The organism is Kitasatospora albolonga (assembly GCF_039535905.1).
In the GTDB taxonomy this organism is placed as follows: Bacteria; Actinomycetota; Actinomycetes; order Streptomycetales; family Streptomycetaceae; genus Kitasatospora; species Kitasatospora albolonga.
On sequence record NZ_BAAAYB010000049.1, the window covers coordinates 1 to 22,849 of the forward strand.

Annotated in this window: 18 protein-coding genes and 1 pseudogene; 11 read left to right on the top strand and 8 right to left on the bottom strand. The window is 72.6% G+C overall.

Annotation, left to right across the window (positions count from 1 at the left end; all coding sequences use genetic code 11):
- Both ABD946_RS12105 and ABD946_RS12110 read right to left on the bottom strand, forming a co-directional pair.
- The coding region (locus ABD946_RS12105) for a transposase (protein ID WP_345282835.1) at nt 1-581 on the bottom strand (581 nt) is incomplete at its 3' end.
- A 1,481-nt stretch (nt 582-2,062) separates the two neighbouring features.
- Entirely contained in the window at nt 2,063-2,647 is a 585-nt protein-coding gene (locus tag ABD946_RS12110; protein ID WP_345282837.1) for a hypothetical protein, read from the bottom strand.
- A gap of 192 nt (nt 2,648-2,839) precedes the next feature.
- On the opposite strand from ABD946_RS12110, the pseudogene ABD946_RS12115 reads away from it, so the two are divergent.
- Nucleotides 2,840-3,612, top strand: a pseudogene (locus ABD946_RS12115) (transposase); the annotation flags it as partial.
- On the opposite strand, the gene ABD946_RS12120 reads toward ABD946_RS12115, so the two are convergent.
- Nucleotides 3,613-3,852, bottom strand: coding sequence for a hypothetical protein (locus tag ABD946_RS12120; RefSeq protein ID WP_345282839.1), 240 nt, complete (start codon nt 3,850-3,852; stop codon nt 3,613-3,615).
- Nucleotides 3,853-4,264: 412 nt separating this feature from the next.
- Here ABD946_RS12120 and ABD946_RS12125 point away from each other — a divergent pair, with 412 nt between their 5' ends.
- The 4 genes from ABD946_RS12125 (at nt 4,265) to ABD946_RS12140 (ending at nt 6,665) form a co-directional block, all read left to right on the top strand.
- Nucleotides 4,265-4,792: a hypothetical protein gene (locus ABD946_RS12125; RefSeq protein ID WP_345282842.1), complete on the top strand. Its 528-nt coding sequence runs from the start codon at nt 4,265-4,267 to the stop codon at nt 4,790-4,792.
- Nucleotides 4,789-5,001: a hypothetical protein gene (locus ABD946_RS12130; RefSeq protein WP_345282844.1), complete on the top strand. Its 213-nt coding sequence runs from the start codon at nt 4,789-4,791 to the stop codon at nt 4,999-5,001. Before ABD946_RS12125 ends, ABD946_RS12130 begins: the two co-directional genes overlap by 4 nt.
- A 162-nt stretch (nt 5,002-5,163) precedes the next feature.
- Nucleotides 5,164-5,583 (top strand): hypothetical protein, encoded by a 420-nt coding sequence (locus tag ABD946_RS12135; protein WP_345282846.1) that lies wholly within the window; start codon nt 5,164-5,166, stop codon nt 5,581-5,583.
- 113 nt (nt 5,584-5,696) lie between these two features.
- The gene (locus tag ABD946_RS12140) at nt 5,697-6,665 is read left to right on the top strand and encodes a hypothetical protein (RefSeq protein WP_345282850.1); all 969 of its coding nucleotides are present in this window, start codon (nt 5,697-5,699) and stop codon (nt 6,663-6,665) included.
- Nucleotides 6,666-6,716: 51 nt separating this feature from the next.
- Here the strand turns inward: ABD946_RS12140 and ABD946_RS12145 are convergent, their stop codons facing one another.
- Nucleotides 6,717-7,208, bottom strand: coding sequence for a GNAT family N-acetyltransferase (locus ABD946_RS12145; protein WP_345282852.1), 492 nt, complete (start codon nt 7,206-7,208; stop codon nt 6,717-6,719).
- Nucleotides 7,209-7,433: 225 nt separating this feature from the next.
- A complete protein-coding gene (locus ABD946_RS12150; protein WP_345282906.1) occupies nt 7,434-8,432 on the bottom strand; it encodes a LacI family DNA-binding transcriptional regulator in 999 nt (332 codons plus the stop codon).
- A 243-nt stretch (nt 8,433-8,675) separates the two neighbouring features.
- Between ABD946_RS12150 and ABD946_RS12155 the strand changes: the two genes are divergently transcribed.
- The 3 genes from ABD946_RS12155 to ABD946_RS12165 all read left to right on the top strand — a co-directional run bounded on the left by ABD946_RS12155 (nt 8,676) and on the right by ABD946_RS12165 (nt 13,184).
- Nucleotides 8,676-10,289 (top strand): DUF5107 domain-containing protein, encoded by a 1,614-nt coding sequence (locus ABD946_RS12155; protein ID WP_345282854.1) that lies wholly within the window; start codon nt 8,676-8,678, stop codon nt 10,287-10,289.
- Nucleotides 10,289-10,618, top strand: a complete 330-nt coding sequence (locus tag ABD946_RS12160; protein WP_345282856.1) for a hypothetical protein — start codon at nt 10,289-10,291, stop codon at nt 10,616-10,618. Before ABD946_RS12155 ends, ABD946_RS12160 begins: the two co-directional genes overlap by 1 nt.
- 91 nt (nt 10,619-10,709) lie before the next feature.
- Nucleotides 10,710-13,184, top strand: a complete 2,475-nt coding sequence (locus ABD946_RS12165; protein WP_345282858.1) for an RICIN domain-containing protein — start codon at nt 10,710-10,712, stop codon at nt 13,182-13,184.
- Between the two features lie 150 nt (nt 13,185-13,334).
- Here ABD946_RS12165 and ABD946_RS12170 read toward each other — a convergent pair whose 3' ends face one another.
- Both ABD946_RS12170 and ABD946_RS12175 read right to left on the bottom strand, forming a co-directional pair.
- On the bottom strand, nt 13,335-15,017 hold the full coding sequence (locus ABD946_RS12170; RefSeq protein WP_345282860.1) for a glycine-rich protein: 1,683 nt from the start codon (nt 15,015-15,017) through the stop codon (nt 13,335-13,337).
- Between the two features lie 139 nt (nt 15,018-15,156).
- Nucleotides 15,157-16,935, bottom strand: coding sequence for a ricin-type beta-trefoil lectin domain protein (locus tag ABD946_RS12175; RefSeq protein WP_345282861.1), 1,779 nt, complete (start codon nt 16,933-16,935; stop codon nt 15,157-15,159).
- A 217-nt stretch (nt 16,936-17,152) separates the two neighbouring features.
- Here ABD946_RS12175 and ABD946_RS12180 point away from each other — a divergent pair, with 217 nt between their 5' ends.
- Both ABD946_RS12180 and ABD946_RS12185 read left to right on the top strand, forming a co-directional pair.
- Nucleotides 17,153-17,596 (top strand): nitroreductase family deazaflavin-dependent oxidoreductase, encoded by a 444-nt coding sequence (locus ABD946_RS12180; RefSeq protein WP_345282863.1) that lies wholly within the window; start codon nt 17,153-17,155, stop codon nt 17,594-17,596.
- Nucleotides 17,597-17,676: 80 nt separating this feature from the next.
- Complete coding sequence (locus ABD946_RS12185; RefSeq protein WP_345282864.1) at nt 17,677-18,774, top strand: polyprenyl synthetase family protein; 1,098 nt, start codon at nt 17,677-17,679, stop codon at nt 18,772-18,774.
- 68 nt (nt 18,775-18,842) lie between these two features.
- Here ABD946_RS12185 and ABD946_RS12190 read toward each other — a convergent pair whose 3' ends face one another.
- Nucleotides 18,843-20,069, bottom strand: coding sequence for an ROK family protein (locus ABD946_RS12190; RefSeq protein WP_345282866.1), 1,227 nt, complete (start codon nt 20,067-20,069; stop codon nt 18,843-18,845).
- A gap of 191 nt (nt 20,070-20,260) precedes the next feature.
- Here ABD946_RS12190 and ABD946_RS12195 point away from each other — a divergent pair, with 191 nt between their 5' ends.
- A complete protein-coding gene (locus ABD946_RS12195; RefSeq protein WP_345282868.1) occupies nt 20,261-22,849 on the top strand; it encodes an alpha-N-acetylglucosaminidase in 2,589 nt (862 codons plus the stop codon).

The window sequence follows — 22,849 nt, forward strand, 5'->3', positions numbered from 1 at the left end:
CCCTCGTTGTTGACCCCGACCGCGACCAGGCAGTGGACGTTGACGACGCGGCCGCCCTCACGGACCTTCTGGGTGAGGGCGTCGACCCAGACGAAGGTGTAGGGGCCCTGGTCAAGTGGGCGGTTTCGGAACTCGGCGACCCGCTCGTCCAAGTGCTTTGCCATCTCGGAGACTTGGGACTTGGAGAGCTGGGTGACACCCATACTCTCGGCGAGCTTCTCCACCCGCCGGGTCGAGACGCCGAGCAGGTAGCAGGTGGCGACCACGGAGACCAGGGCCTGCTCGGCCCGGCGCCGGCGCTCCAGCAGCCAGCTCGGGAAGTAGGTCCCGGAGCGGACGCGCGGGATGGCCAGGTCGATCGTGCCGACACGCGTGTCCCAGTCCCGGTTCCGGTAGCCGTTACGGGAGTTGACCCGGTCCTCGCCGGGGCGGCCGTACTCGCCGCCGCAGGCCCGGTCCACATCCGCGGACATCATCGCCTCCGCGAACGTCTTCACCATCGCCCGCAACAAGTCGGGACTCGCCGAGGCGAGGTTCTCCTCCAGGAGTGCGGCAAGCGGCAGACTGTCGGGTGCGGTCATCGTGTTGGTCTCCTCTTCGTGACGTCAGACATCTCGAAGGATCAACCGGTGGCCGTTCTACGTTCTCAGGCGACACCCGTCACCGGGACGAAACCCCCGGAACGGGTGGAACCCGTACACCACTTCCCCGGACGCAACCGGCCCGGGAGTGGCCTTGGATCAGGCGTACCTCTCCCGGTGCCCGTACGTGTACCGGGTGCGATGCGAGAACGACGGAGCCTCTCGCCGAGTCTGGATCGGCACCCAGACCATGGCACGCCCCACCGAGTGGGTGCCAATCGAGGAGTGCACGTGGGACGACGACGGGCTGGTCACCCCCGCCGCTTCCCGGATCCTTGAGAATCGCAAGAGCCCAGTTGGCCGTCCAACTGGGCTCTCCGAGAAGCCGGCCACCGCGGTTTACGGCCAGTACTCCGCGCGCGTGGCCACTTTCGTCCGCGGCCTGGAGGCCGCTCGACGCTCCGGGACGGTGGAGCACGTCCGCCGCCTCTGTGCGGCCGGCGCCGACTTCGTACAGACGTTGCAAGCCACCGACCACACGGTCGCGGCAGCTGCACTCGATGAAGCCCGGCAGTGGCTCGCCACCCACGAGGAATACCAAAGGCAGGTCTTCCAGGACTTGGCCAACGCCATCCGGGAACGACGAAGCTGGGACATCCGCTCAGGACTTCCCCTGGCGGCATCCCTGACCCGACGCGGATCCAGCCCTGCCGAGCAGAGGGTCTTGTCCGCAGCGCGCAGTTACCTGCGTGAACGCGACCACACTGACAAAGGCGGAGCAGTCCCTCGCTCCAACAGCCGCCCGGTCCATGTGGCCGCTCGTCCTCGGTCGACCTCCCAGAAGCAGAATGAAGCTGGTACCCAAGCCCGTAGGATGCTCCGACGTCTGCGCCGGGAAGGTGACCTACTCGCCCCTGACGAGCTGTCTCGGTTGGTGGCCGCGCTCCTGAGCGCATCAGATGCGGCTGAGCGTGCCCTCAGTGACAAGGACTACAAGGCTGTCGATGCGTGGGTGACCAAGGTCGCGTATATGCGGCGGGCGGAACGCGGTCAACGTCCAGCAGCGCGGACCGTTTCCGCGTATGTCCGGCAAGTCCGACCTCAAGAACCAGGACTCGACCCGCTGGCTACGGCTGTGAAGGGCATCCTCAAAGCGGCTGGTGCGACGGGAACGACTTTGACGTGGGGACAGATCATGGCTCGGCTTCCCCCCGGTGTGGCGCATCCGAGGAAGCTAAGGCAGCAGCTAGGCATCCTGACCCGCGTTGATCGCAGCCTCGCCCCTGGGGCACCTCTCCTATCCGCACTGGTCACTGGGCCCGATCGCCACATGCACCCTGGGTACCCAGAGCTCGCGGCTGCAGCAGGCCGTGGCCAGTTCACCGACGACACCGAAGCCCGCTCGCAGTGGGCGGTTGAGGTCGCCCGGTTCGGGCAGAAGGGGACCCGGTAGCGAAGGTAGTTGGCGACGGTGTCCCAAGCTATCGGGGGTGGTTGTGCCGCTGGGCTGCTGCGCGGGACTGGCGGGCGTGGCTGGTGGTGCGGGCGAGGAGGATGCTGTGGCGGATGGATGCGACCGCGGCGGTGACGGTTCCTGCTGAGGCGGGTGCACCGTCGGCTGGGAGTGCGGTGGTGTCGACGGTGCGGTGCCGGCAGCGGGGGCAGCCTCTGGCGGTGTCGTGTTGGTCGAGGAGCCAGCCGTCCTCGCACCACGGGTCCGGGCAGGTACCGGGGGCAATCAGGTCGAGCGCGATCTCATCGGTCCGCTCGGTGATCTGAGCGGCTGTCAGCTGGCTGAACCTCAGATACCAGCGGCGCTCGATCCTCTCCCTGAGCTCGGCCGGGGTGCGCTGGTGCAGCTGGTGCAGGACGAGATCGTGCACCGGGACCGGGACGCCGCCACGAGCGGCCAGAGCCCGCTGGAGTGCAGGCGGGAACGCCTCGGTGACCCACACATCGGGACGCTGGCCCTGCGGGCCACGCGGATAAGTCGTCACAACGAGATCCTCCCTACAGCGCACGCCACTCCTTCGGGCAGGCGGCAGCGAGACCTCACAGATCATCACGGCCCCGGCACGCTCCACCTTGACCTGTCGATGTACTGGGCCAGGGCCTGCTCCTGACTCCCCTCGATCATCGCGCACACCACCAACACACGAACCCCGCCACCACACCACCATCCTCCCCACCTCCCGCAAGGGGTCATCGAGTCCCGAACAGCTGGGCAGCTGGAGCCCGACCCGGCCAACGCCGAAACCGACATCGGGCTGGCCTGTCTGGACCCTCGGTGGGCGGGAGGCCGTCCCCGCCTGCTCAGTCCTGACGACGAGGACTTCGTCGTCCAGACGGCCATCACCCGCCCCCACCAAGCTCTGGCAGCCCTTCACCCGCTGGTCGATACGCAAAACTGCTCGTCTACCTGCGCGAAGTCCACGAAAGAGTGATCCGGATCGGCCGCGAGGCCCTGCGATGCCTGCTCGCCCGACAGGGCGTCACCTTCCAGCGCATCAGGACCTGAAAGAAGTCCACCGACCCCGAGTACGACGCCAAGCTCGACCGGATCGAGCACGTCCTGGCGAACCTCCACGGCTGCTACTCGGTCGGCGACGACACCCTGTGGGGCGTCAACAGGCGCCGCAAGGGCACCACGAACACCCTGGCCGCCCTCAGGTCGATCCGCGCCGCCCGCCCCGACGGCGCCCCGGTCTACGTGATCCTGGACAACCTCTCCGCCCACAACGGCAAGAAGATCCTGCGCTGGGCGAAGAACAACAACGTCCACCTCTGCTTCACACCCACCAACGCCTCCTGGTCTAACCCGATCGAGGCGCACCTCGGACCACTGCGGCAGTTCACCCTCGCCAACTCCAGCCATCCGAACCACCCGGTCCAGACCCGCGCGCCGCACTCCTACCTGCGCTGGCGCAATGCCAACGCCCGCCACCCCGACCTCCTGGCCGCCCAGCGCAAGGAGCGCGCCCGCGTCCGCAGCGAGAAGAACCTGCGCTGCGGTGGGCGGGCCGCGGCCTGATCAGTCCCCGACGTTCAGCGTCGCGCACTCCTCGACGCCCAGACCGGCCAACACGCTCCAGAGCCGCTCCAAGGCCGCGCCCCGGTCCAGACTCGGCTCGATCTCCAAGTCGAGATGGCAACGTCCCATTCCGCCGCCTGCTCCCGTGATCTCACCATCGGCGCCGAACGCGGCCTCCAGCGCCTCCTCGACATCGTCCCGGTCGATCGCCAGACCCATGAAGACGATCTCAATGAACACCGCAGTCCTCCGTCCCAACCCGGCGAACCATACCGGTCAGAGCACTAGTCGACGACGTCGATAAGCGCCAGGCCAAGGTGCCCGCCCCGCGCGAGCAGGGGTCAGCCGCCCCGCAAGGTCCAGGGCTTCTACGTCAAGGGGTCCGCCCCGCGCGAGCAGAGGTCAGCCGAGGCACCCGGGGTTTCATCCTGAAGCCGGACCACGCACGTGAGGTTCAGCCGGCCCAGGTCAGGACCATCGTCCCGATCTGGGCTTCGTCCCCACGCACGTGGGGGGTCAGCCGATGCTCGAGCCCGACCCACAACCAGAAGCTACGAGGTGCTGTCCGCTCCTCCGTAGCTGGGGGCCGGGCGGTCCCAATGTTCCCAGTTGGCCCTCAGTTCAGGTGGCCGCACGTCGATAGGCTGACGGAATGGCAGGAGTGGCGGGGTTCGGCGTGCTACTGGCACGCCTGTTGGAACTGCGATCGCTCGATGCCTTCGAGCTCTCGGCGCCAGGGGACGTGAGCCCGGAGGAGTTGCGGACCACGCTCGACGGGAGGCCGCCGGCTGAATCGCTGCTGAGGGGTCTCGGGCCGGTACTCGGCGTGCATGCTGCCGACCTGTTCGTCATGGCCGGGCAGCCGGTGCCCGACGACCTGGCACCAGTCACCCGTAACCCGCGCTGGTCGATCAGCCGCGTCCTCTACAACACGATGACCATGCAGACCAAGGATCGGAGCGTCCTGCTGGATGCGATCCGGGCGCAGCCCGTCGCGTCGGGGGAAGGCCGGGGTGGGGGCGACCGGCCGTACCACCGCTGCGAGCCGGGGTTCGGCGCGGTACTCCTGGAACTGACGCACAGCCGGAACCTCAAATGGCCCTGCACGGTCAAGGCACTGCACGCGGTGACCCGCGGGCAGGTCTACCTGGCGGTGTCGGCCGCGGCACCGCCGAGGTGAGCCCCGAGCTGACGGTCGGCTTCGCGGGGGTGCTCGGCGTTCCCGCTGGCGATCTAGCGGCGCTCGGCGGTGTACGCCTGCCGGACGTCCTGCCGTCGCTGCACCTCCGCGCCGCCGACGTGACCGCGGTCATCCGGGAGGCCCGGCGCCTCACCACCGCGCAGCTCGACGACGTCGTCGCGACGTCCCGGCGACTGGCGGAACGCTGACCGCCGACCGTAGGCCGATCGGACTCACGGTGCGTCACATCACGCCCCCACCAGCGGCGTTGGCTCCCAGCCAGCTCCGAGCGATGTTGATCATTTCTTCAGAAAAGATCTAGCATGGCACCCCGGCGCCGGAGTCACCGGCGTCCGGAAAGGGACACCCTCATGCGCATCCATAAGTTCCTCGCCGCCGCCACCGTGGCCGGCACCGTCGTGGCCTCGGGCCTGGCGACCGCCGGCACGGCTTCGGCCTCCAAGCTGGCCGACTGCGAGGGCGGCTACTACGTCTGCCTGTACTACAACTCCAGCAGCAGCGGATACGGCGCCGTCTTCGTCCAGACCGGGAACATCTCGGACTACGCGAACTACCGCTTCGGCGAGAGTGCCTACGGCACCAACGGCGCCGGCCTCTCGGTCAAGAACCACGCCGCCTCGGTGGACAGCTACTACCCCGGCTCCTTCACCGTCTACTACAACAGCGGCCAGCGGAACTGCAGCTACGCCTGCCAGACCATCCCGGACTACAGCTTCCGTGACCTGAACTCGCAGATGAAGAACAACAACGCGGCCGGCTTCTTCGGCTAGGCCAGGCCCAACGGCGGTCGCCGGCCCGGCAGTTCGGCCAGCGACCGCCACCCTGCGATCCGCCACCCCGCGATCCGCGATCCGCACCCGACCGACTCCGAAGGGCCACGCCCGTGTTCAGCCGCCCGCGGCGCTCCGCCCCCGTGCTCCTGCTCGCCCTCCCGCTGCTGCTGGCCGGCTGCGCGGGCACCGACCCCGCCCCGCCGCGCGGTGCCGACGCGCCGACCCGGGTGGCCGCGCCGCCCCCGGTGCCGACGGCCGTGCCCGTGCTCGACTCGGCCAACGACCGCCCGCTGCCGCTGGACGGCTACCTGCTCAGCCCCGCCCAGCTGCTGACGGTCCAGAAGGCGCAGACGAAGCTCGCCACCGCCTGCATGGCCCGCTTCGGCTTCGACTACGCGCCCCCGCAGCCGGCCCCGCCCGCGCGGGACGCCGACGCCCCGACCACCCGCGTCGACGGCCGCTACGGTCCGCAGAACGCCGCCACCATGGCGAAGTGGGGCTACCACCCGGAGGGCGGCGACCCGGGGGCGGGCGTCCAGCCGCCCCGGCTGCAGCTCAGCCCGGAGATGACCACCGCACTGCGCGGTGCCTCTGACCCCAAGCAGAAGTACGGCCCCGGCGGGCAGCTGATCAACGGTCGGACGGTGCCGGAGCGCGGCTGCGTCGGGGAGTCAGTGCGGAAGCTGACGGGTTCCGTGGACGGCAGGGTGGGTGACGCCCAGCTCGCCGAGGACCTCAAGTTCCGTACCCTGGTGGACTCGCAGAAGGACGCCCGGACGGCGGCGGTGTTCGCCCAGTGGTCGGGGTGCATGAAGGAGAGCGGCTTCGACTACCCGGACCCGGTGGCCGCATTGGGTGACAAGGCCTGGCAGGACGGTTCGGCGCCCTCGCCGCGCGAGCTCCAGGTGGCGACCGCCGACGCGGCCTGCCGGCACCGGAGCAACCTGGTCGGCGTCTGGCACTCCGTCGACTTCGCCTACCAGGAGCAGGCGATCGCCGAGAACGCCGCCGCCATGGCGGAGATCAGGACCGCCCTGCACGCCCAGGTCGACGCGGCCGCGGCGGCGCTCGGCAGCTGAGCAGGAGCCCAGGCACCGACCGGCCGCCGCCTCCGTCGGCCACGGATCGGGTTACGGCCGGTCGGCCGAGGCCGGGGAGGGATCGACGGTGGGCAGGTCGCGCTCGTAGTGGACGAAGCGGTCGGCCGGGACGAAGGTGTCGTAGAGGCCGCGGGCGGGGTTGTCGTGCGCGGTGAGCCAGTGGACGCGGGCCCAGCCGCGGGCTGCGGCCAGGTCGAAGAGGTCCTGGACGAGCAGGCGGCCCGCCCCCAGCCCGCGGTGGGCGGGGTCGACGAAGAGGTCCTCCAGGTAGCAGACCTGGCCGGTGAGCCAGGTGCTGTGGTGCAACACGCTGTTGGTGATGCCGATGACCCTGCCGTCGTGCTCCGCGACGCGGCCCAGCAGGGGCTGGTCCGGATCGAGGAGCCGCCCCCAGGTGGAGTCGGTGACCGCTGCGGGCACGGTGGACTCGTAGAACTCGAGGTACCCGGCCCACAGTCGACGCCAGTCCTTCTCGTCGGACGCGGCGAGGTCTCGGACGGTGATCGCGGGGGCTTCGGACATCTCGGCTCCAGTGCAGAGTGGGCAGAGTGGGCAGGGGCGCTGGCGGGTGGGCCGGTCGCGGTGACGGCGGCCACGGACAGCCACGGACAGAGTCTCGCGCACGCGCTCCGCCCGGCTCCACCCAGGGCGTCGGCCGCACCGGTCGGGCGTACTGGCGGGTGACCGGAACCAGGTGCGGCGAGCTGAGGTCGCGTCAACGCCCGCCGGCCCGGAACACCCCGCCCGTCAGGGCCGCGGCGGTGGCGGGCAGGTACTCTCCCGCACGATCAGCTCCGGCCGCAGCAGGTGCAGCGAGTTGACCACCGGCCCGGACTTGGCGACGGCCCGCAGCAGGAGCTCGACCGCCTGACGGGCCATCTCCCGCAGGGGCAGCGCCACGCTGGTGAGCGGCGGCCGGGTGAGCCGGACCTCCAGGTTGTCGTCGTGGCCGATCACCGAGAGGTCCTCGGGGACGCGCCGCCCCGTGGCCTTGGCCGCGTCGAGGGCGCCGAGCGCGAGCACGTCGTGGGTGGCGAAGACGGCGGTCAGGCCGGGGTCGGCGGCGAAGGCGGCCCGGGCCGCCTCGACGCCGCCGGCCACGGTCGGTTCGGCCGCCCGGTGGACGGCGCCGTCCGGGACGGTCAGCCCGTCGGCGGCGAAGGCGCGGCGGAAGCCGGCCAGCCGGGAGCCGTGGTCGGGGCTCTCCAGGACGGCGACCCGTTCGTGGCCGAGTTCGCGCAGGTGGCGTCCGGCGAGGTAGCCGGCGTGCTCGTAGTCGACGGTGACCACCGGGAAGTCGTCGGGCACCGCCGTCTCCCAGGCGCAGAGCGCGACCGGGAAGCGGGCCGCGGCGAGCAGCGGCAGATGGGCCATCAGATCGCGGTCCCCGGCGATCAGCAGGGCGTCCACGGAGCGGCTGGTGAGGCTGGCCAGGTGGCGGCGGGCCCGTTCGCCGTCGAGGCGGGTGGTGGCGAGCAGCAGGTGGTAGCCGTGCTCCTCGACCACGTCCTCGACGGCCTCGACCATCTCGGCGTAGAAGGCGCCGGCCACGGTCGGGACGAGCAGTCCGACGGTCCTGGTGCTGCCGGTGGCGAGGGAGCGGGCCACCAGGTTGGGGGTGTAGCCGAGCACCTCGATGGCGGAGCGCACCCGGGCGGCGGTCTCGGGGCGTACGGGGACGCGTCCGCTGATGACGTTCGAGACCGTCTGCTTGGTGACACCCGCGCGGTCGGCCACGTCCTGCATCGTCACCACGTCGGATGCTCCACCATGTCGGATGCCCCCTGAATTTTACCGGTCAAGCGTGTGGCGTCGACGTTACGACCACCGCAACTCCCGGTCAAGGCCCGGCGCACACCGCTCGGACTTGCCCCCTCTGCCCGGTTTCGGCAATTTCTGCCGAGGCTCTTGTTTTACCGGTCAAAATGGTCTTACGGTCCTCGCAATCTCCTCGCCGTGCGTCGTGCCCCGAGAGGACGGACCCCCGCCGTGCCCACCGACTCCCCGCCCGCCACCGCCCCTGCCGCGACCTCCCTGCGCACCGCGCCCCTGCTGATCGAGGGGGCCGCCGACCCGGTCGCCACCCTGCCGATCCTGCACGGCATTCCCGCCGTCACCGCGCACGGCGAGGGGCTGGACGAGGAGCTGCGGCGGGGCCTGCGCTACGGCAGGCCGGCCTCCCTGCTGCCCTACACCCGGCAGGACCGCTACGACCGCCGCCGCTCCCCGCGCCAACTGCCCTCCGTGGTACTGGAGAACGAGCTCCTCACCGCCACCTTCCTCCCCGGCCAGGGCGGTCGCCTGTGGTCCCTGGTCCACCGCCCCACCGGCCGCGAGCTGCTGCACCGCAACCCCGTCCTCCAGCCCGCCAACCTCGCGCTGCGCGACGCCTGGCTGGCCGGCGGCGTGGAGTGGAACCTCGGCACCACCGGCCACTGGCCGCTGACCTGCGAGCCGCTGCACGCCGCCCGGGTCACCGCCCCCGACGGCACCCCGGTGCTGCGGATGTTCGCCTTCGAGCGGCTGCGCCGCCTGGTGCTGCGGATCGACGCCTGGCTGCCCGCGGGCTCCCCCGCGCTCTACGTCCACGTGGAGGTGCACAACCCCTCCGGGCAGGAGGCGGCCGTCTACTGGTGGTCCAACGCCGCCGTGCCGCAGACCTCGGACACCCGGGTGCTCGCCCCGGCCGACCACGCCTTCCACTACGACTACCGCAGCGACCTGCGCCGCCTCCCCTTCCCCGAGCGCGCCGGGACCGACCACAGCTACCCGGGCCGGGCCGTCCACGCCGCCGACCACTTCCTCGACCTCCCGCCCGGGGAGCGCCGGTGGATCGCGGCACTGGACGCCGACGGCGCGGGCCTGGTCCAGACGTCCACCGCCCGGCTCCGCGGACGCAAGGTCTTCTGCTGGGGCACCTCCCCCGGTGGCCGCCACTGGCAGGAGTGGCTCTCCGGCCCGGACCACCCGTACCTGGAGATCCAGGCGGGCCTGGCCCGCACCCAGTTGGAGCACCTGCCGATGCCGGCCGGCGGGACGTGGTCGTGGACCGAGGCCTACGGTCTGCTCCAGGTCGACCCGGCTGCCGTGCACGGCAGTTGGAAGGAGTCCCGGACGGCCGCCGGCGAGGCACTGGACCGTCTGCTGCCGCCCGCCGAGCTGGACCGCGCGCACGCCGCGGCCACGGCCTTCGGCGAGCCCGAGGAGATGCTGAGCGAGGGTCAGGGCTGGGCCGCCCTGGAGATCGAGGCCGGCCGCCTGCCCGCCTCCGCGCTGCTGCCCTTCGGCCCCCCCCGGCCCCGAACAGCGGCCCTGGCAGCGGCTGTTGGCCACCGGAACCCTACCGGTGAGCGACCCGCCGGCCGAGCCGGTCACCGGCGAGCGCTGGCGAGCCCTGCTGGAGGAGAGTGCCAAGGAGAGCGCGGAGGCGGGCGCCGGGGACTGGCACACCCTCTACCACCTGGGTCTGGTCCGCCTGGCCGACGGCGAACCGGCGGCGGCCCGCAAGGCCTGGCTGCGCTCGCTGGCCGACCGGCGCACCCCGTGGGTGCTGCGCGCCCTGGCCCACCTCGCCGAGGACCCCCCAGCGGGCCGCCGACCTGATGGCCGAGGCCCACCAACTCCGGCTGGACATGGTCGAGTTGGGCATCGAGACCCTGGACGCCCTGCTCCGCGCCGACCGTCCGGCCGACGCCCTGGCCCTCGTCGCCGCCCTCCCCCACCCCGCCCGCGGACACGGCCGGGTCCGGCTGGCCGAGGCCACCGCCGCGTACGCCCTCGGCGACCACGAACTGGTCCGGCGGCTGCTGGCCGAAGGCATCCGGGTGGACAACATGCGCGAGGGCGAGGTCTCGCTCGACGCCCTCTGGCTCGCCGTCCACCCGGACCTTCCGGTGCCGCCGCACTACGACTTCCGCATGTCGGAGAACTGAACTTCCCTACCGAGGAGGCCACTTCGGCCTCCGTGCGACACCTGCGACACCTGCGACACCCTCATCACCCCACCCCCGGAGGAGTACCCCCATGCCTACTCCCGCCAGAAGGACCGGCGGCGCCCTGCTCGCCACCGTCCTGGCCATCGCCGCCCCCGTGCTGGCGAGCCCGACCCCCGCCTCGGCCGAGGACCTCGCCCCCACCTACAGCGTCACCGTCGGCGCCACCGGCTCGTGGACCCACCCCACGGACACCCCCGCGGCGCCGTACATCGACAAGGACGGCTCCTTCTGGTACCAGCAGTCGGCGGCGCTCTACGGCAGCAACGACCCGCGCTACTGGGACTTCTTCACCGGGACGGACCTGGACACCGCCACCCGGAACGCGACGGTCAGCAACTACGTCAACCCGGCCAACGCCAACGACAAGAACAACGACACCACCTGGCGCTGCAACAACAGCCCGACCGGCCTGGAGGCCACCGCCGCCACCGGCAGCGCCAGTTACGCGCACCGCAACTACTGCGACCTGGCGGGGGTCTGGGTCGACCCGGACACCGGCGACTGGTACGGCCTGGTGCACAACGAGTTCACCCCGCAGCCCTTCAGCGACGGCCTGCACTACGACGCCATCGACTACGCGGTCTCCAGCGACCAGGGCAAGACCTGGAAGATCAAGGACCACGTCATCACCTCGCCGTTCAGCACCACCCGCGGCGACACCACCGGCTTCCCCAACCAGACCTACTCCTACGGCGACGGCGACCAGCGCCTGCTGGTGGACACCGTCTCCGGCTACTTCTACGTCTTCTACGGCTCCCGGATCGTCGACAAGTCCGGTGGCTGGAAGGCCTTCTACGAGCACGTGGCGCGCGCCCCGATCTCCGCGAAGATGGCGCCGAACTCCTGGCAGAAGTGGTACGACGGCTCCTGGTCGCAGCCCGGCAAGGGCGGCAAGGAGAGCAACATGGTGCCCGTCGGTGCCTCCAGCACCACCGGGTACACCCCGGTCGCGGGCGAGTACGACCCGGCGAACACCGGCACCTCCGCCCAGCAGATCGCGGCCAGCAAGATGCCCGCCACCTCGCCGCTGTTCGTCATGGACGTCACCTGGAACGCCTACCTCGGCCTCTACCTCGGCCAGCCGCAGGCGGTCGACCAGAGCGGCAACGCGCCGCAGGAGATCTACGCCACCGCCGACCTGGCGACCCAGAAGTGGTTCAAGCTCGGTGACACCGGCAGCTACCACACCGCCTCCTGGTACCGCTGGTTCCTGGACAGCGCCAACCGCACCAGCTCGGCCATCGTCGGCAAGAACTTCCGCACCTACTGCTCCTTCGGGTGCTCGGGCGGGAAGTCCGGCGAGTACGTGAACCTCGGCGTCGGCTCCTCGGCCCCGGCCGCCGCGCCGGTGGACCTGAGCAAGTCCTACAAGATCGCCAACGGCAACGGCCGCGTCCTGGCCCAGGTCTCCGGGAGCTCCGCCACCACCTCGGTGGCCACCGGCACCGGCGCCGCGCTGGAGTCCTGGACCTTCCAGGCGGTCGGCGACGGCTCCTACCGGATCGCCAACTCCGCCACCAACCAGCTGCTCGGCGTGGACGCCACCGCCAACGCCGGCCGCGCCTGGGGCAACGCCCCGACCGCGACCGCCGCCGCGGGCGGCAACGCGGCCGTCGGCCAGCAGTGGTGGGTGCTCTCCAACACCTCCGCCCCCGGGACCTTCCGGATCGTCAACCGCTACAGCGGCCTGGTCATCGGCCTCTCCGCCACCACCGGCCGCCTGGCCGAGACCACCCCCGGCCGCACCTGGACCGACAGCAGCGGCAGCGCCGTCGGCAGTGGCCGCACCGCCGCCGAGCAGACCCTGACCCTCACCGCGGCGGGCACCGCCCCCGAGTCCGTGGTGGTCAACTCCCCCGGGAACCAGACCACTTCCGTCAACACCGCGGTCTCGCTGCAGCTCTCGGCCACCGACAGCCTGCAGAAGCCGCTCACCTTCTCGGCCACCGGCCTGCCCGCCGGACTGGCCATCAGTTCCAGCGGTCTGATCTCCGGCACCCCGACCACCGCCGCGGTCTCGACCGTCACCGTCACCGCGTCCTCCGGCACCGCGAGCTCGCAGACCACCTTCAGCTGGACGGTCAACCCGGCCCTGGCCGGCGTGCACACCCTCGCCACCGGTGGCAAGGCGCTGGACGACCCCAACCACAGCACCACCGCCGGCACCCAGATGATCACCTGGACGCTCGGCACCGGCCTCAACCAGAAGTGGACCTTCACCGCCCAGGCGGACGGCTCCTACACCCTCACCAACGGCGAGTCGGGCATGTGCCTGGACGTCAGCGACTCCTCCACCGCGGCCGGCGGCAAGATCATCCAGTGGCCCTGCACGGCCGGCTCCGCCAACCAGCGCTGGAACGTCAACCGCCTGGCCAACGGCGCCTACACCGTCGCCTCGGTCCACAGCGGCCTGCTGCTGAGCACCGCCTCCACCGCCAACGGCGCCCTGGTCACCCAGCAGCCGAACACCAACTCCGCGCTCCAGCAGTGGACCATCGCCTGATCCGCTCCTGAGCCCTCCCCGATCCACCCCTGACGGACGGTCAGGCCGGCATGTGGGTGCCGGCCTGACCGTCCTGCGCTCGGCCGCAGGGCGGCATCAGCCGCTCGACCCGGTGGAGCGGCGTCAGCCGACCGGCCCGGTGGAGCGGCTTCAGCCGCTCGACCCGGTGGCCCAGATCGGGGTGCGGGCGGCGTCCGCGACGACGATGTTGCCGTCGCCCTGGAGCCGCAGCCACCAACCGCCGGAGGCGGGCCCGGCCGACCAGACCCCGGTGCCCGCACCGTCCCGGATGGCCAGCGTGCCCCGGGGCGCGAACTCGAAGCGGTAGCCCTTCCCCGCGTTGCCCCAGGTGTTGCTGGCCCAGAGCGGACGGAAGGCACCGTCGTACCAGACCAGGTTGCCGTCCGTCTGCATCACGAGCTGGTGGTTGGCGGCGCCGACCGAGACCGCGTCGCCCGGGGTCAGCGACAGGCCGGCGAACTCGCCCGTCAGGGAGGCGAACCAGCGCGAGACGCCGTACCGGTCGAGGATCTGCAGCGCGCCGCCGGCGTTGACGACGAAGGTCGAGCCGGTGCCCGCGGTGACGGCGGAGCGCCACAGGACGGCGCCCGTCGCGCTCACCACCTGGAGTGCGCCGTCGGCGGTGAACCGGGCGCTCGCGCCCGGGTTGCCCGAGGTGCTGCTGGCCCACGGGACCCCGGGGGCGTCCGGCGAGCTGACCACCAGGTTCCCGTCGTTCTGCATGGTGAGCAGGTAGGCGCCGTTCTGACTGCCGGCGCCGGGGCCGCTGCTGACGCTCTGTCCGGGCGCCAGGGTCCAGGTGCCCGCCGCCGCCCGGTGACCACCGGCGCTGTAGCCGGGCAGTGCGTAGGCGATCCGGACCCGCCCGTTGCCGTTGGCCCCCTCCGGCGCGGCGAAGGTACCCCCCGTCGCCGTTGCCGGGTCCGTCACCGCGACGCCGTTCCGCGGGCCGGTGTGGCTGCTGCCGGCCCCTCCCGCGACGGCGCCCTGTCCGGCACCGGTACCGAATCCGCCCCCGTACCAGCCGCCGCCACCGCCACCGCCCTGGGCGAAGGTCCCGCCGAGCAGGTCGGACTGGAGCAGGCAGCCGCCGCCGGAGCCGAAGCCGCCGTCGTGGCAGTCGACCTTCCTGCCGAAGACCTCGGCGCTCGCGCCGCCCTGCGCGTTGGAGCCGCCGGCCGTCTGGGTCCCGCCGGAGGTCACCTGCCCGGGATCGAGCGAGGACCCGCCGACGGTGCCGCCGCCCGCACCACCACCGGAGGCGCCACCGGCGCCGCCACCGCCGCCGGCCACCACCAGCCGGTCCTGCAGGGTGTACTCACCGGTGGCCCCGGCCACCCGCACGTCGGAGGCCCCGCCCCCGCCCGCGTAGCCCCGGCCGCCGCCGTTCCATCCACCGGCGGCCGGCGTCCCGACCGGCCCGCCGGGTCGGGCCGGGGCGCCCGACCCGCCGACGTTGACCTGCAGGACCTGACCCGGCGTCAACCCCGCCAGGGTCACGACCGCCTGCCCGCCCGGGCCGCCCGCAGCCGGGTCCAGGCCGTCACCTCGGCCGCCAGCCGCGCCGAACGCGGTGACCGTCGCGCTGGTCACCCCGCTCGGGACGGTCCACTGCTGGGGGCCGCCGGTCCAGTCGAAGCCGCAGGTCACCACCGGCCCCGCGACGGCGCAGCCGGTACCGGAGCCGCCGGCCGGATCGGCGTGCGCGGCGGTGGCCCCGGGGCCGAGCGGCCCGGCCACCGCCAGCGCGCTGAGTGCCGTCACGGTCGCGGCGAACCGCCGCGCCCCGCCCGGCCGTCTCTTCGTGTGCATCAACGTCCAACCCCCACCAGGTAGTTCTGGGCGCCCCGGACGAGGCGCCCGCCCGGAAACATACCCGTGGGCCGGAGCGCGAAGCGGAGCCGGGCGGTCCGCCCCCTCGGCGGACCGCCCGGCTCCTCCCCTCACCCGGTCAGGACGTGGGCGGGGTGGCGAAGGGCGCGCTCCAGGTCTGGTTGGGCTGGTGGGTGCCGCAGCTGTAGGTGGCGACGGCCTTGGTCTTGTCACCCACCGAGCCGCCGGCGATGTCGGCGCACAGGCCGTTCGCCTTGAGCTGTCCGGCCAGGCCGTAGCTCCAGATCTGCTTGGCGTCGGCGCCGTTGCAGCCGCGCAGCTTGAGGCCGGTGGTCTCGCCGGAGAGGCAGAGGGAGGGCGAGGCGAGGGAGGTGATCCGGCCGTCGGTCTGGCGCTGCCACTGCTGGTTGGCGCCGGAGTGGCAGTCCCACAGGCCGACGGTGGTGCCGTTGGTGGCGCCGTTGTAGGCGTCCAGGCAGAGGGCGTAGGCCTGGAAGCCGGACTGGGCGGCCTGGATCTGGCCGGTCGGCAGGGCGGTGCCGCAGCTGCCGGGCGCGATGGTGTACATCACGTTGTCGTGGGCGCCGACGGTGGCGGTGAAGGAGCCGCTGACCTGCGAACTGGTGTGGTTCCACAGGTCCTTGACGGTGCGGGCGCAGCCGGTGTTGGCGAAGCCGATCCGGGCCGGGTCGATGGTGACGGTGGTGGCGGCGTTGTTCTTGTTGACCACCACCACGGCGCGGGAGCCGTCGGCGAGCGGCTTGACCACGGTCTCGGTGCCCGCGGTGGTGGAGGCGCCGTCACGGGCGGCGAGGTAGCCGCCGGTCGTGGTGTCCTGGTCGACGGCGATGATGTCGGCGTTCTTCAGGATGGCCAGCTGCGGGGCGTAGGCCACCGGGTCGGCCGCCATCTTGCGCACGTCGCTGGAGATCATCAGCGGCGAGCCCATCGCGGACCAGAGCGCGAACTGGCTGCGCTGCTCGGCGAGGGTGAGCTGGTTGTTGTCGCCGATCAGCAGCATGTCGGCGTCGTTGTGGTTGCCGGGGCCGTTGTAGCGGGCCAGCGCGACGGTGTCCTCGAAGTTCTGCAGGACACCGCCCTCGTAGTAGTCGCCGCCGTGCTGCCAGTCCCACGCGGAGGTGGTGTTGGTGTGCCAGACGGCGATGTCGGGGCTGACCCGCCACATCTGGCCGAGGCCGCGCACCCACTCCTGGGAGTTGTACTTCTCCGCGCTGGTCGGGCCGTAGCCGGCCGGGGCCGACTCGTTGAAGAGGATCTTGCGGCTGGTGTTCGCGGTGGCGGTCTTCAGCGCGTTGGCGAAGGTGGTGAACACCTGCTGGCGGTTGGTGATGCTGGTGCCGCAGTTGTCCAGCTTGATCGAGTCGACGCCCCAGTAGGCGAGCGAGTTGGCGTCCACCTGCTCGTGGCCGAGCACGCCGCCGGGCACGCCCTGACAGGTGTTCACCCCGGAGGTGCTGTAGAGCCCGGCCTCCATGCCCTGGGAGTGCACGTAGTCCGCGTAGCCGGTCAGCTCCCAGTCGTAGCCCGGCTGGCTGCTGCTCCCCCAGGTCGCGGCGCCGTGCAGGTAGCCGGCACTGGTGCGCTGCATCCAGCAGTCGTCCACCGTGAGGTTGGTGTAGCCGGCCGCGACCAGGCCGGTGTCCTTCATGGCCTTGGCCTGGTCCTGCATGAACTGCTGGAACGAGTAGCCGTCGCGGGTGCCGTCCAGGCGGGCCTGCGCGGCGCAGGTGAACCTGGCCCAGTTGTTGAAGCCCATCATCGGCTTCACGCCGATCGGGGCGGAGGTGTTGGCCGCCGTGCTGTCGGCGACGGCCGGGGTACCGGCGGACACGGCGAGGCCGGCCGTGACGACGGCTGCGGTACAGAGACCGAGCACGCGGTGGTGCCATCCCATGGATGCTCTCCAGTGGCAGATAGTGAGCAAAGTTGAGCAATAGCTGCGCGAACTGCGCATGTTTGAGCAAAGACTGGAGAGTGAACGCAGTGCGCGTCAAGACCCGCGCAACACCGGGCGGCCGGAATTCCGACCGTTTCCGAGCGCGTTGCGGCACGTTGGAGGCGGTGTACCGTACCGACGAACGCAGGGAGAGATCGTGGACGACATCGACTGGGACAACCCCCAGGACCCCCGCGAGGGCAGCTGGCAGCTCAGCCACGTCCGGCAGTACGTGGGCAGCGGCGGCACCGAGGGCCAGTACTGGCAGGGCACCCAGACCCTGCTGCTGACCACCGTCGGCCGCGTCTCGGGCGCGCCCGTGCGCACACCGCTCATCTACGGCGAGGCCGACGGCCGCTACCTGCTGGTGGCCTCCAAGGGCGGCGCCGACCAGGCGCCCCTCTGGTACCGCAACCTCGCCGCCGACCCGCGCGTGCGGATCCAGGTCGGCCCGGAGGTGCTCCAGGGAACCGCCCGCACCGCGACGCCCGAGGAGCGCACCGCCTACTGGCCCCTGATGGTCGGTCACTGGCCCGCCTACGACGACTACCAGGCGAAGACCGAGCGCGAGATCCCGGTCGTGGTAATCGATCCCGCCTGACGGGACGTCCGGCGGGCGGTCGACGACCGCCGGCCGGCCGCAGTTGGCGCGGGCCGCGGGGCGGATGGAAGTCTGGGGCCGTGGACCAGACGATCATCGCCGCCCTGCGGCGCGCCGCCGAGCACCGGCAGCGCTTCGACACCAGCTTCGCCGCGTACTTCGACGCGCTGACCGACCCGGCGGGCGGCGGCGCCCTCGACGGCCTGCAGCACGGCACCTTCCCCGCACGCGCCCTCGAACTGCTCCGGGACATGTCGCTGCGCGGCGGCAAACGGCTCCGGGTGGCGGTGTTGTACGAGGCGGCGACCCTGATCACCGATCAGCCCGCGCCGGGCCTGACCGAGGCCGCGATCGGCATCGAGCTGCTCCAGACCCACGGCCTGGTCCACGACGACGTCATCGACGGCTCGGCCGTCCGGCGCGGGGCACCCTCCGTGCCGCAGCGCTACCTCGACGAGCACCCCGAGCAGCCCCGCACCGCCACCGGCCTGGCCGTGCTCGCGGGCGACCTGGCCGCCTTCCTCTCGCTGCGCGTGCTGGCCGGCGCCGACCTGCCGCCGGAGCGGGCCGCCGCCATGACGGCCGAGCTGGCCGGGGTCGGGGCCACCACCGTGCTCGGCCAGTTCCTGGACCTGGAACGGGACTTCGGCCCCGTTCCCGGGCTCGGCTTCCTGCACGCGGTCACCGAGTACAAGACCACCCGCTACTCCATCCTCGCCCCGCTCCGGCTCGGCCTGCTGGCCGCCGGGGCCGACCCCGCCCCGCACGACGCCGAACTGCGGCGCTACGCGACCGCGTTGGGGATCGCCAACATGCTCCGCGACGACTGGCTCGACCTGTTCGGCGATCCGGCCGCGGTCGGCAAGTCGGTCGGCTCCGACCTGCGCTCCGGCCGGCGCAGCTACGCCGTCCGGGCGCTGCTGACCGCCGACCTCGACCCGGCCGAACGCGCGCTGCTGACCGCCGCCCTGGGCGACCCGGACGGCGACGAGGAGACCCTCGACCGGGTCCGCGCGATCGGACGGCGGCACGGCGTCGACCGCGCGCTGCAGGCCGACGCCGAACGCCACGCCGGGGACGCCTCGGCCATCGCCGGTACCTGGTACGACCGTTGGCGGCCGGACCCGGTCGCCTTCTTCCACCACCTCCCGGCCTGGACCGTGACCCGCGACCACTGAGTCCGGCCCCGCCAGGACCGGGCGGCCGCGGACCGGACGGCCGTGCAGAGCCCGCCAGGCGGAGGCGATCAGGCGGAGGCGATCAGGGTGGGCTCGACCACGTCCAGCGCGCGCCGCAGGGCGCCGACCGCGACGGCGCGCTCGCCGAGGGCCGAGGCCGTCACCTCCGCACCGGTCAGGGTCCGGTCGCGCAGGTGGCGGCGGACCGGGCCGAGCAGGGTCTCCCCGGCTCGGGAGAGGCCGCCGCCGATCACCACCCGGCCGGGGTCGACCAGCAGCAGCAGGGTGGCCAGGCCCCGGGCGAACCGGTCCGCGGCCCGGTCCACCACCGCGACGGCGGCCGGGTCGCCCGCGGCGGCGGCGGCGAAGAGCGGGCCGATCTCGCCGTCCGGCCCCAGGGCGACCCCCGCCTCCTCGGCCAGCCGCCGGATCGCGCCGGCGCCCGCGAAGCGCTCGAAGGGGCCGAGCGCGCTGGTCAGCGGACCGGCCGACGCGGCGTCACCGACCCTGTCGGACGGTACGTCACCGGACGGCACGTCGATGAACCCCAGCTCACCGGCCGCCCCACCCGCGCCCCGGAACGGCCGGCCGTCGAGCAGCATGCCCGCGCCGATCCGCTCGCCCCACTGGACGAAGACCAGGCTGTCCGCGTCGCCGGAGCCGCCGCGCCAGCGCTCGCCGAGCACGGCGAGGTCCACGTCGTTGTCGATCAGGACGGGGCAGTGCAGCCACTCCCGCAGCCGCGGCACGACCGGCAGGCCCGCCCAGCCCGGGATGCTCGGGGCGACCAGGATCTCGCCGCGCTCGCGGTCCACGATGCCGGGGGTGCCGACGCTGACCGCCCGCAGGTCGGCCGGGGCCAGCCCGGCCTCGGCGACGGCGGCGGTCAGGGCGGTGCGGACGGTCTCGAACAGCCCAGGGCCGTCGACGTCCTGACCCACCGTCACCCGCCGCTCGGCCCGGGCCCCGCCCGCCAGGTCGGCGATCACCACCAGCACCTTGTGCGGCCCGATGTCGACGCCCGCGACGTGGCCGGCCTCGGCCCGGAAGCGCACGTGCTGGGCCGGCCGGCCGGGGGCCGCCGCCTCGGGCGCCGCGGTGACGGTCTCCACCAGACCGTCCTCGGCCAGCGCGGCCAGGGCCCGGGTGACGGCGGGCCGGGAGAGCCCGGTGGCCGCCGCGAGGGCGCTGACGCTCGCGGCGGGCGCGTCGGTGGCCCGCAGCGCGGCGAGCACCGCGCCCGCGTTCATCGCGCGCAGCACGTGCGGCCCGGTGGCCGCTCGCTGGGTGGGCACCCGGTTCCCTCCTGGCTCTCCTGGCCGGCCGCGCTCGTGCGGGCCGGTCTCGCACTGTACTGGGCGCCCGGACCGGCGGTCCGAACGGGTTTCCGCGCCCGGGTCCTTGACACTCCGGCACGCCGCCGAGATATTTACGGACGCTCCGTTAATAATGCCATCCCCCACAGCGCATTCCCCAGGAGACGACCATGAAGCCGAGATTCCGCCGGCGCCTGTCCGGCGTGCTGATCTCCCTGGCCGCGGTGAGCGCCGGGCTCACCTCCGCACCCGCCGCCCGGGCGGCCGCCTTCGACACCTCCCCCGCCGCCGCGAGCCTGCAGCGCCTGCTCCCGGCCCAGGCCTCGCAGTTCGTCCTGCGGCCCGTCGACCGGACCGCCCCCGGCGTCGACTCCTTCTCGGTCTCCGGCGGCCCCGGCGCGATCCAGGTCTCCGGCACCAGCCCCGCCACCCTGCTGACCGGCGTCGGCTGGTACCTGCGCAACGTCGCGCACGTGGACATCGGCCTGCCCGGCACCAGCACCTCCGCGCTGCCCGCGACCCTCCCGGCGGTCGCCGCCCCGTACACCAACTCCTCGGTGGTGCCGCACCGTTACGCTCTCAACGACGTCGACAACGGCTACACCGGCGCCTACCGGAGCTTCGCCGACTACCAGCGCGAGATCGACGTGCTCGCCCTGCACGGCATCAACGAGGTGCTGGTCACCGCCGGCGCCGAGCAGCCCTACTACCGGACGCTGCAGCAGTTCGGCTACGGCGAGGCGGAGTTGCGGTCCTGGGTGCCGGGCCCCGCGCACCAGCCCTGGTGGCTGATGCAGAACATGTCCGGCTCGGCCTCCACCGCGGTCTCGGCCGAGCTGATCGCCGCCCGGGCCGCCGTCGGGCGGCAGATCTGCGACCGGCTCCGGGCGCTGGGCATGACCCCGGTGCTGCCCGGCTACTTCGGCACCGTCCCGGCCGACTTCGCCGCCCGCAACCCCGGTGCCCACGTGGTCGCCCCCGGCTCCTGGGTCGGCTTCACCCGCCCGTCCTGGCTCGACCCGAACGACCGTCGCTTCCCCGAGGTCGCCGCCGCCTACTACGCCAACCAGGCCGCCGCCTTCGGCAGTTCGAGCATGTTCAAGATGGACCCGCTCCAGGAGGGCGGCAGCGCCGGGGACATCGACGTCACGGCCGCGGCCGACGCGATCCAGCGCGCCATGCTCGCCGCCCACCCGGACGCCACCTGGGCCATCCTCGGCTGGCAGGACAACCCTTCGGACGCGGTGCTGGCCAGTGTCGACAAGTCGAGGATGCTGATCGTCGACGGCCTCTCCGACCGCTACCAGAACCTCGACCGGGAAGCCTCCTGGCACGGCACCCCGTACGCCTTCGGCACCATCGCCAACATGGGCGGCAAGACCACCTTCGGCGCCAACTCCGCGGTGTGGACGGCCCGTTTCCAGCAGTGGCTGACCAAGCCCGGCAGCGCGGTGAAGGGCATCGCCTACATGCCGGAGGGCACCGGCACCGACCCGGCCGCCTTCGCGCTCTTCGCCGACCTCGCCTGGTCGGCCGGCCCGATCGACCAGCCCGCCTGGTTCCGCGGCTACGCCACCGCGCGCTACGGCGCCGCCGACGCCGACGCGGCCGCCGCCTGGGAGAAGCTGCGCTCCGGCCCGTACTCGATGCCCTCCGGCAGTTGGGCCGAGCCGCAGGACAGCCTGTTCACCGCCCGGCCGTCGCTCACCGCGAGCACCTCGGCCAGCTGGTCCCCCGGCTCGCTGCGCTACGACCCGGCCACCGTGCAGGACGCGCTGACCAGCCTGCTCCGGGTCGCCCCCGCCCTGCGCACCAGCGACGCCTACCGCTTCGACCTGCTGCACACCGCCCGCCAGGCCCTGGACAACCGCGGCCGCGCGCTGCTGCCGCAGATCGCCGCCGCCCACACCGCCAAGGACCTGACCGCCTTCCGCGCGCTGACCGCCGAGTGGAACCGCGACCTGGCCGCCCTCGACGAGCTGATGGCCACCGACAGCCGCTTCCTGGTGGGCAGTTGGCTCGCCCAGGTCGACGGCTGGGGCGCGTCCGCCGCCGAGACCGACCGGCTGCGGTACGACGCCCGCTCGCTCGTCACCACCTGGGGCAACCGCTCCCAGGCCGACGGCAACGGCCTGCGCGACTACGCCGCCCGCGAGTACTCCGGCCTGGTCAAGGACCTCTACGCCAAGCGCTGGGCCGCCTACTTCCAGTCCCTGGAAACGGCCCTGGCCACCGGCACCGCCCCCGCCGCCGTGGACTTCTTCGCGATGGACGACGCCTGGGCGCGCGGCACCACCGCCTACCCGACCACGCCCACCGGAGACGTCTTCACCGTCGCCTCCGCGATCGCCGCCGCCCTGCCCCCGGTCACCCCCGCCGGGCCGGTCACCGGCAGCAGCGGCAAGTGCGTGGACGTCACCGGGGGCAACTCCGCCGACGGCACCGCCCTGCAGCTCTACACCTGCAACGGCACCGCCGCCCAGACCTGGGCCGTCCCCGGCGACGGCACCCTGCGCGCCAAGGGCAAGTGCATGGACGTCCGCAACGGCGCCGTCACCCCGGGCACCGTGGTCCAGCTGTACGGCTGCAACGGCACCCCCGCCCAGTCCTGGACCTACCGCGCCGCCGACCGGACCCTGCGCAACCTCAAGTCCGGTCTCTGCCTGGACGCCTCCGGCGGAGGCACCGCCGACGGCACCGCGTTGATCGTCTGGACCTGCACCGCCAACGCCAACCAGCGCTGGACGGTGTCGTCCTGA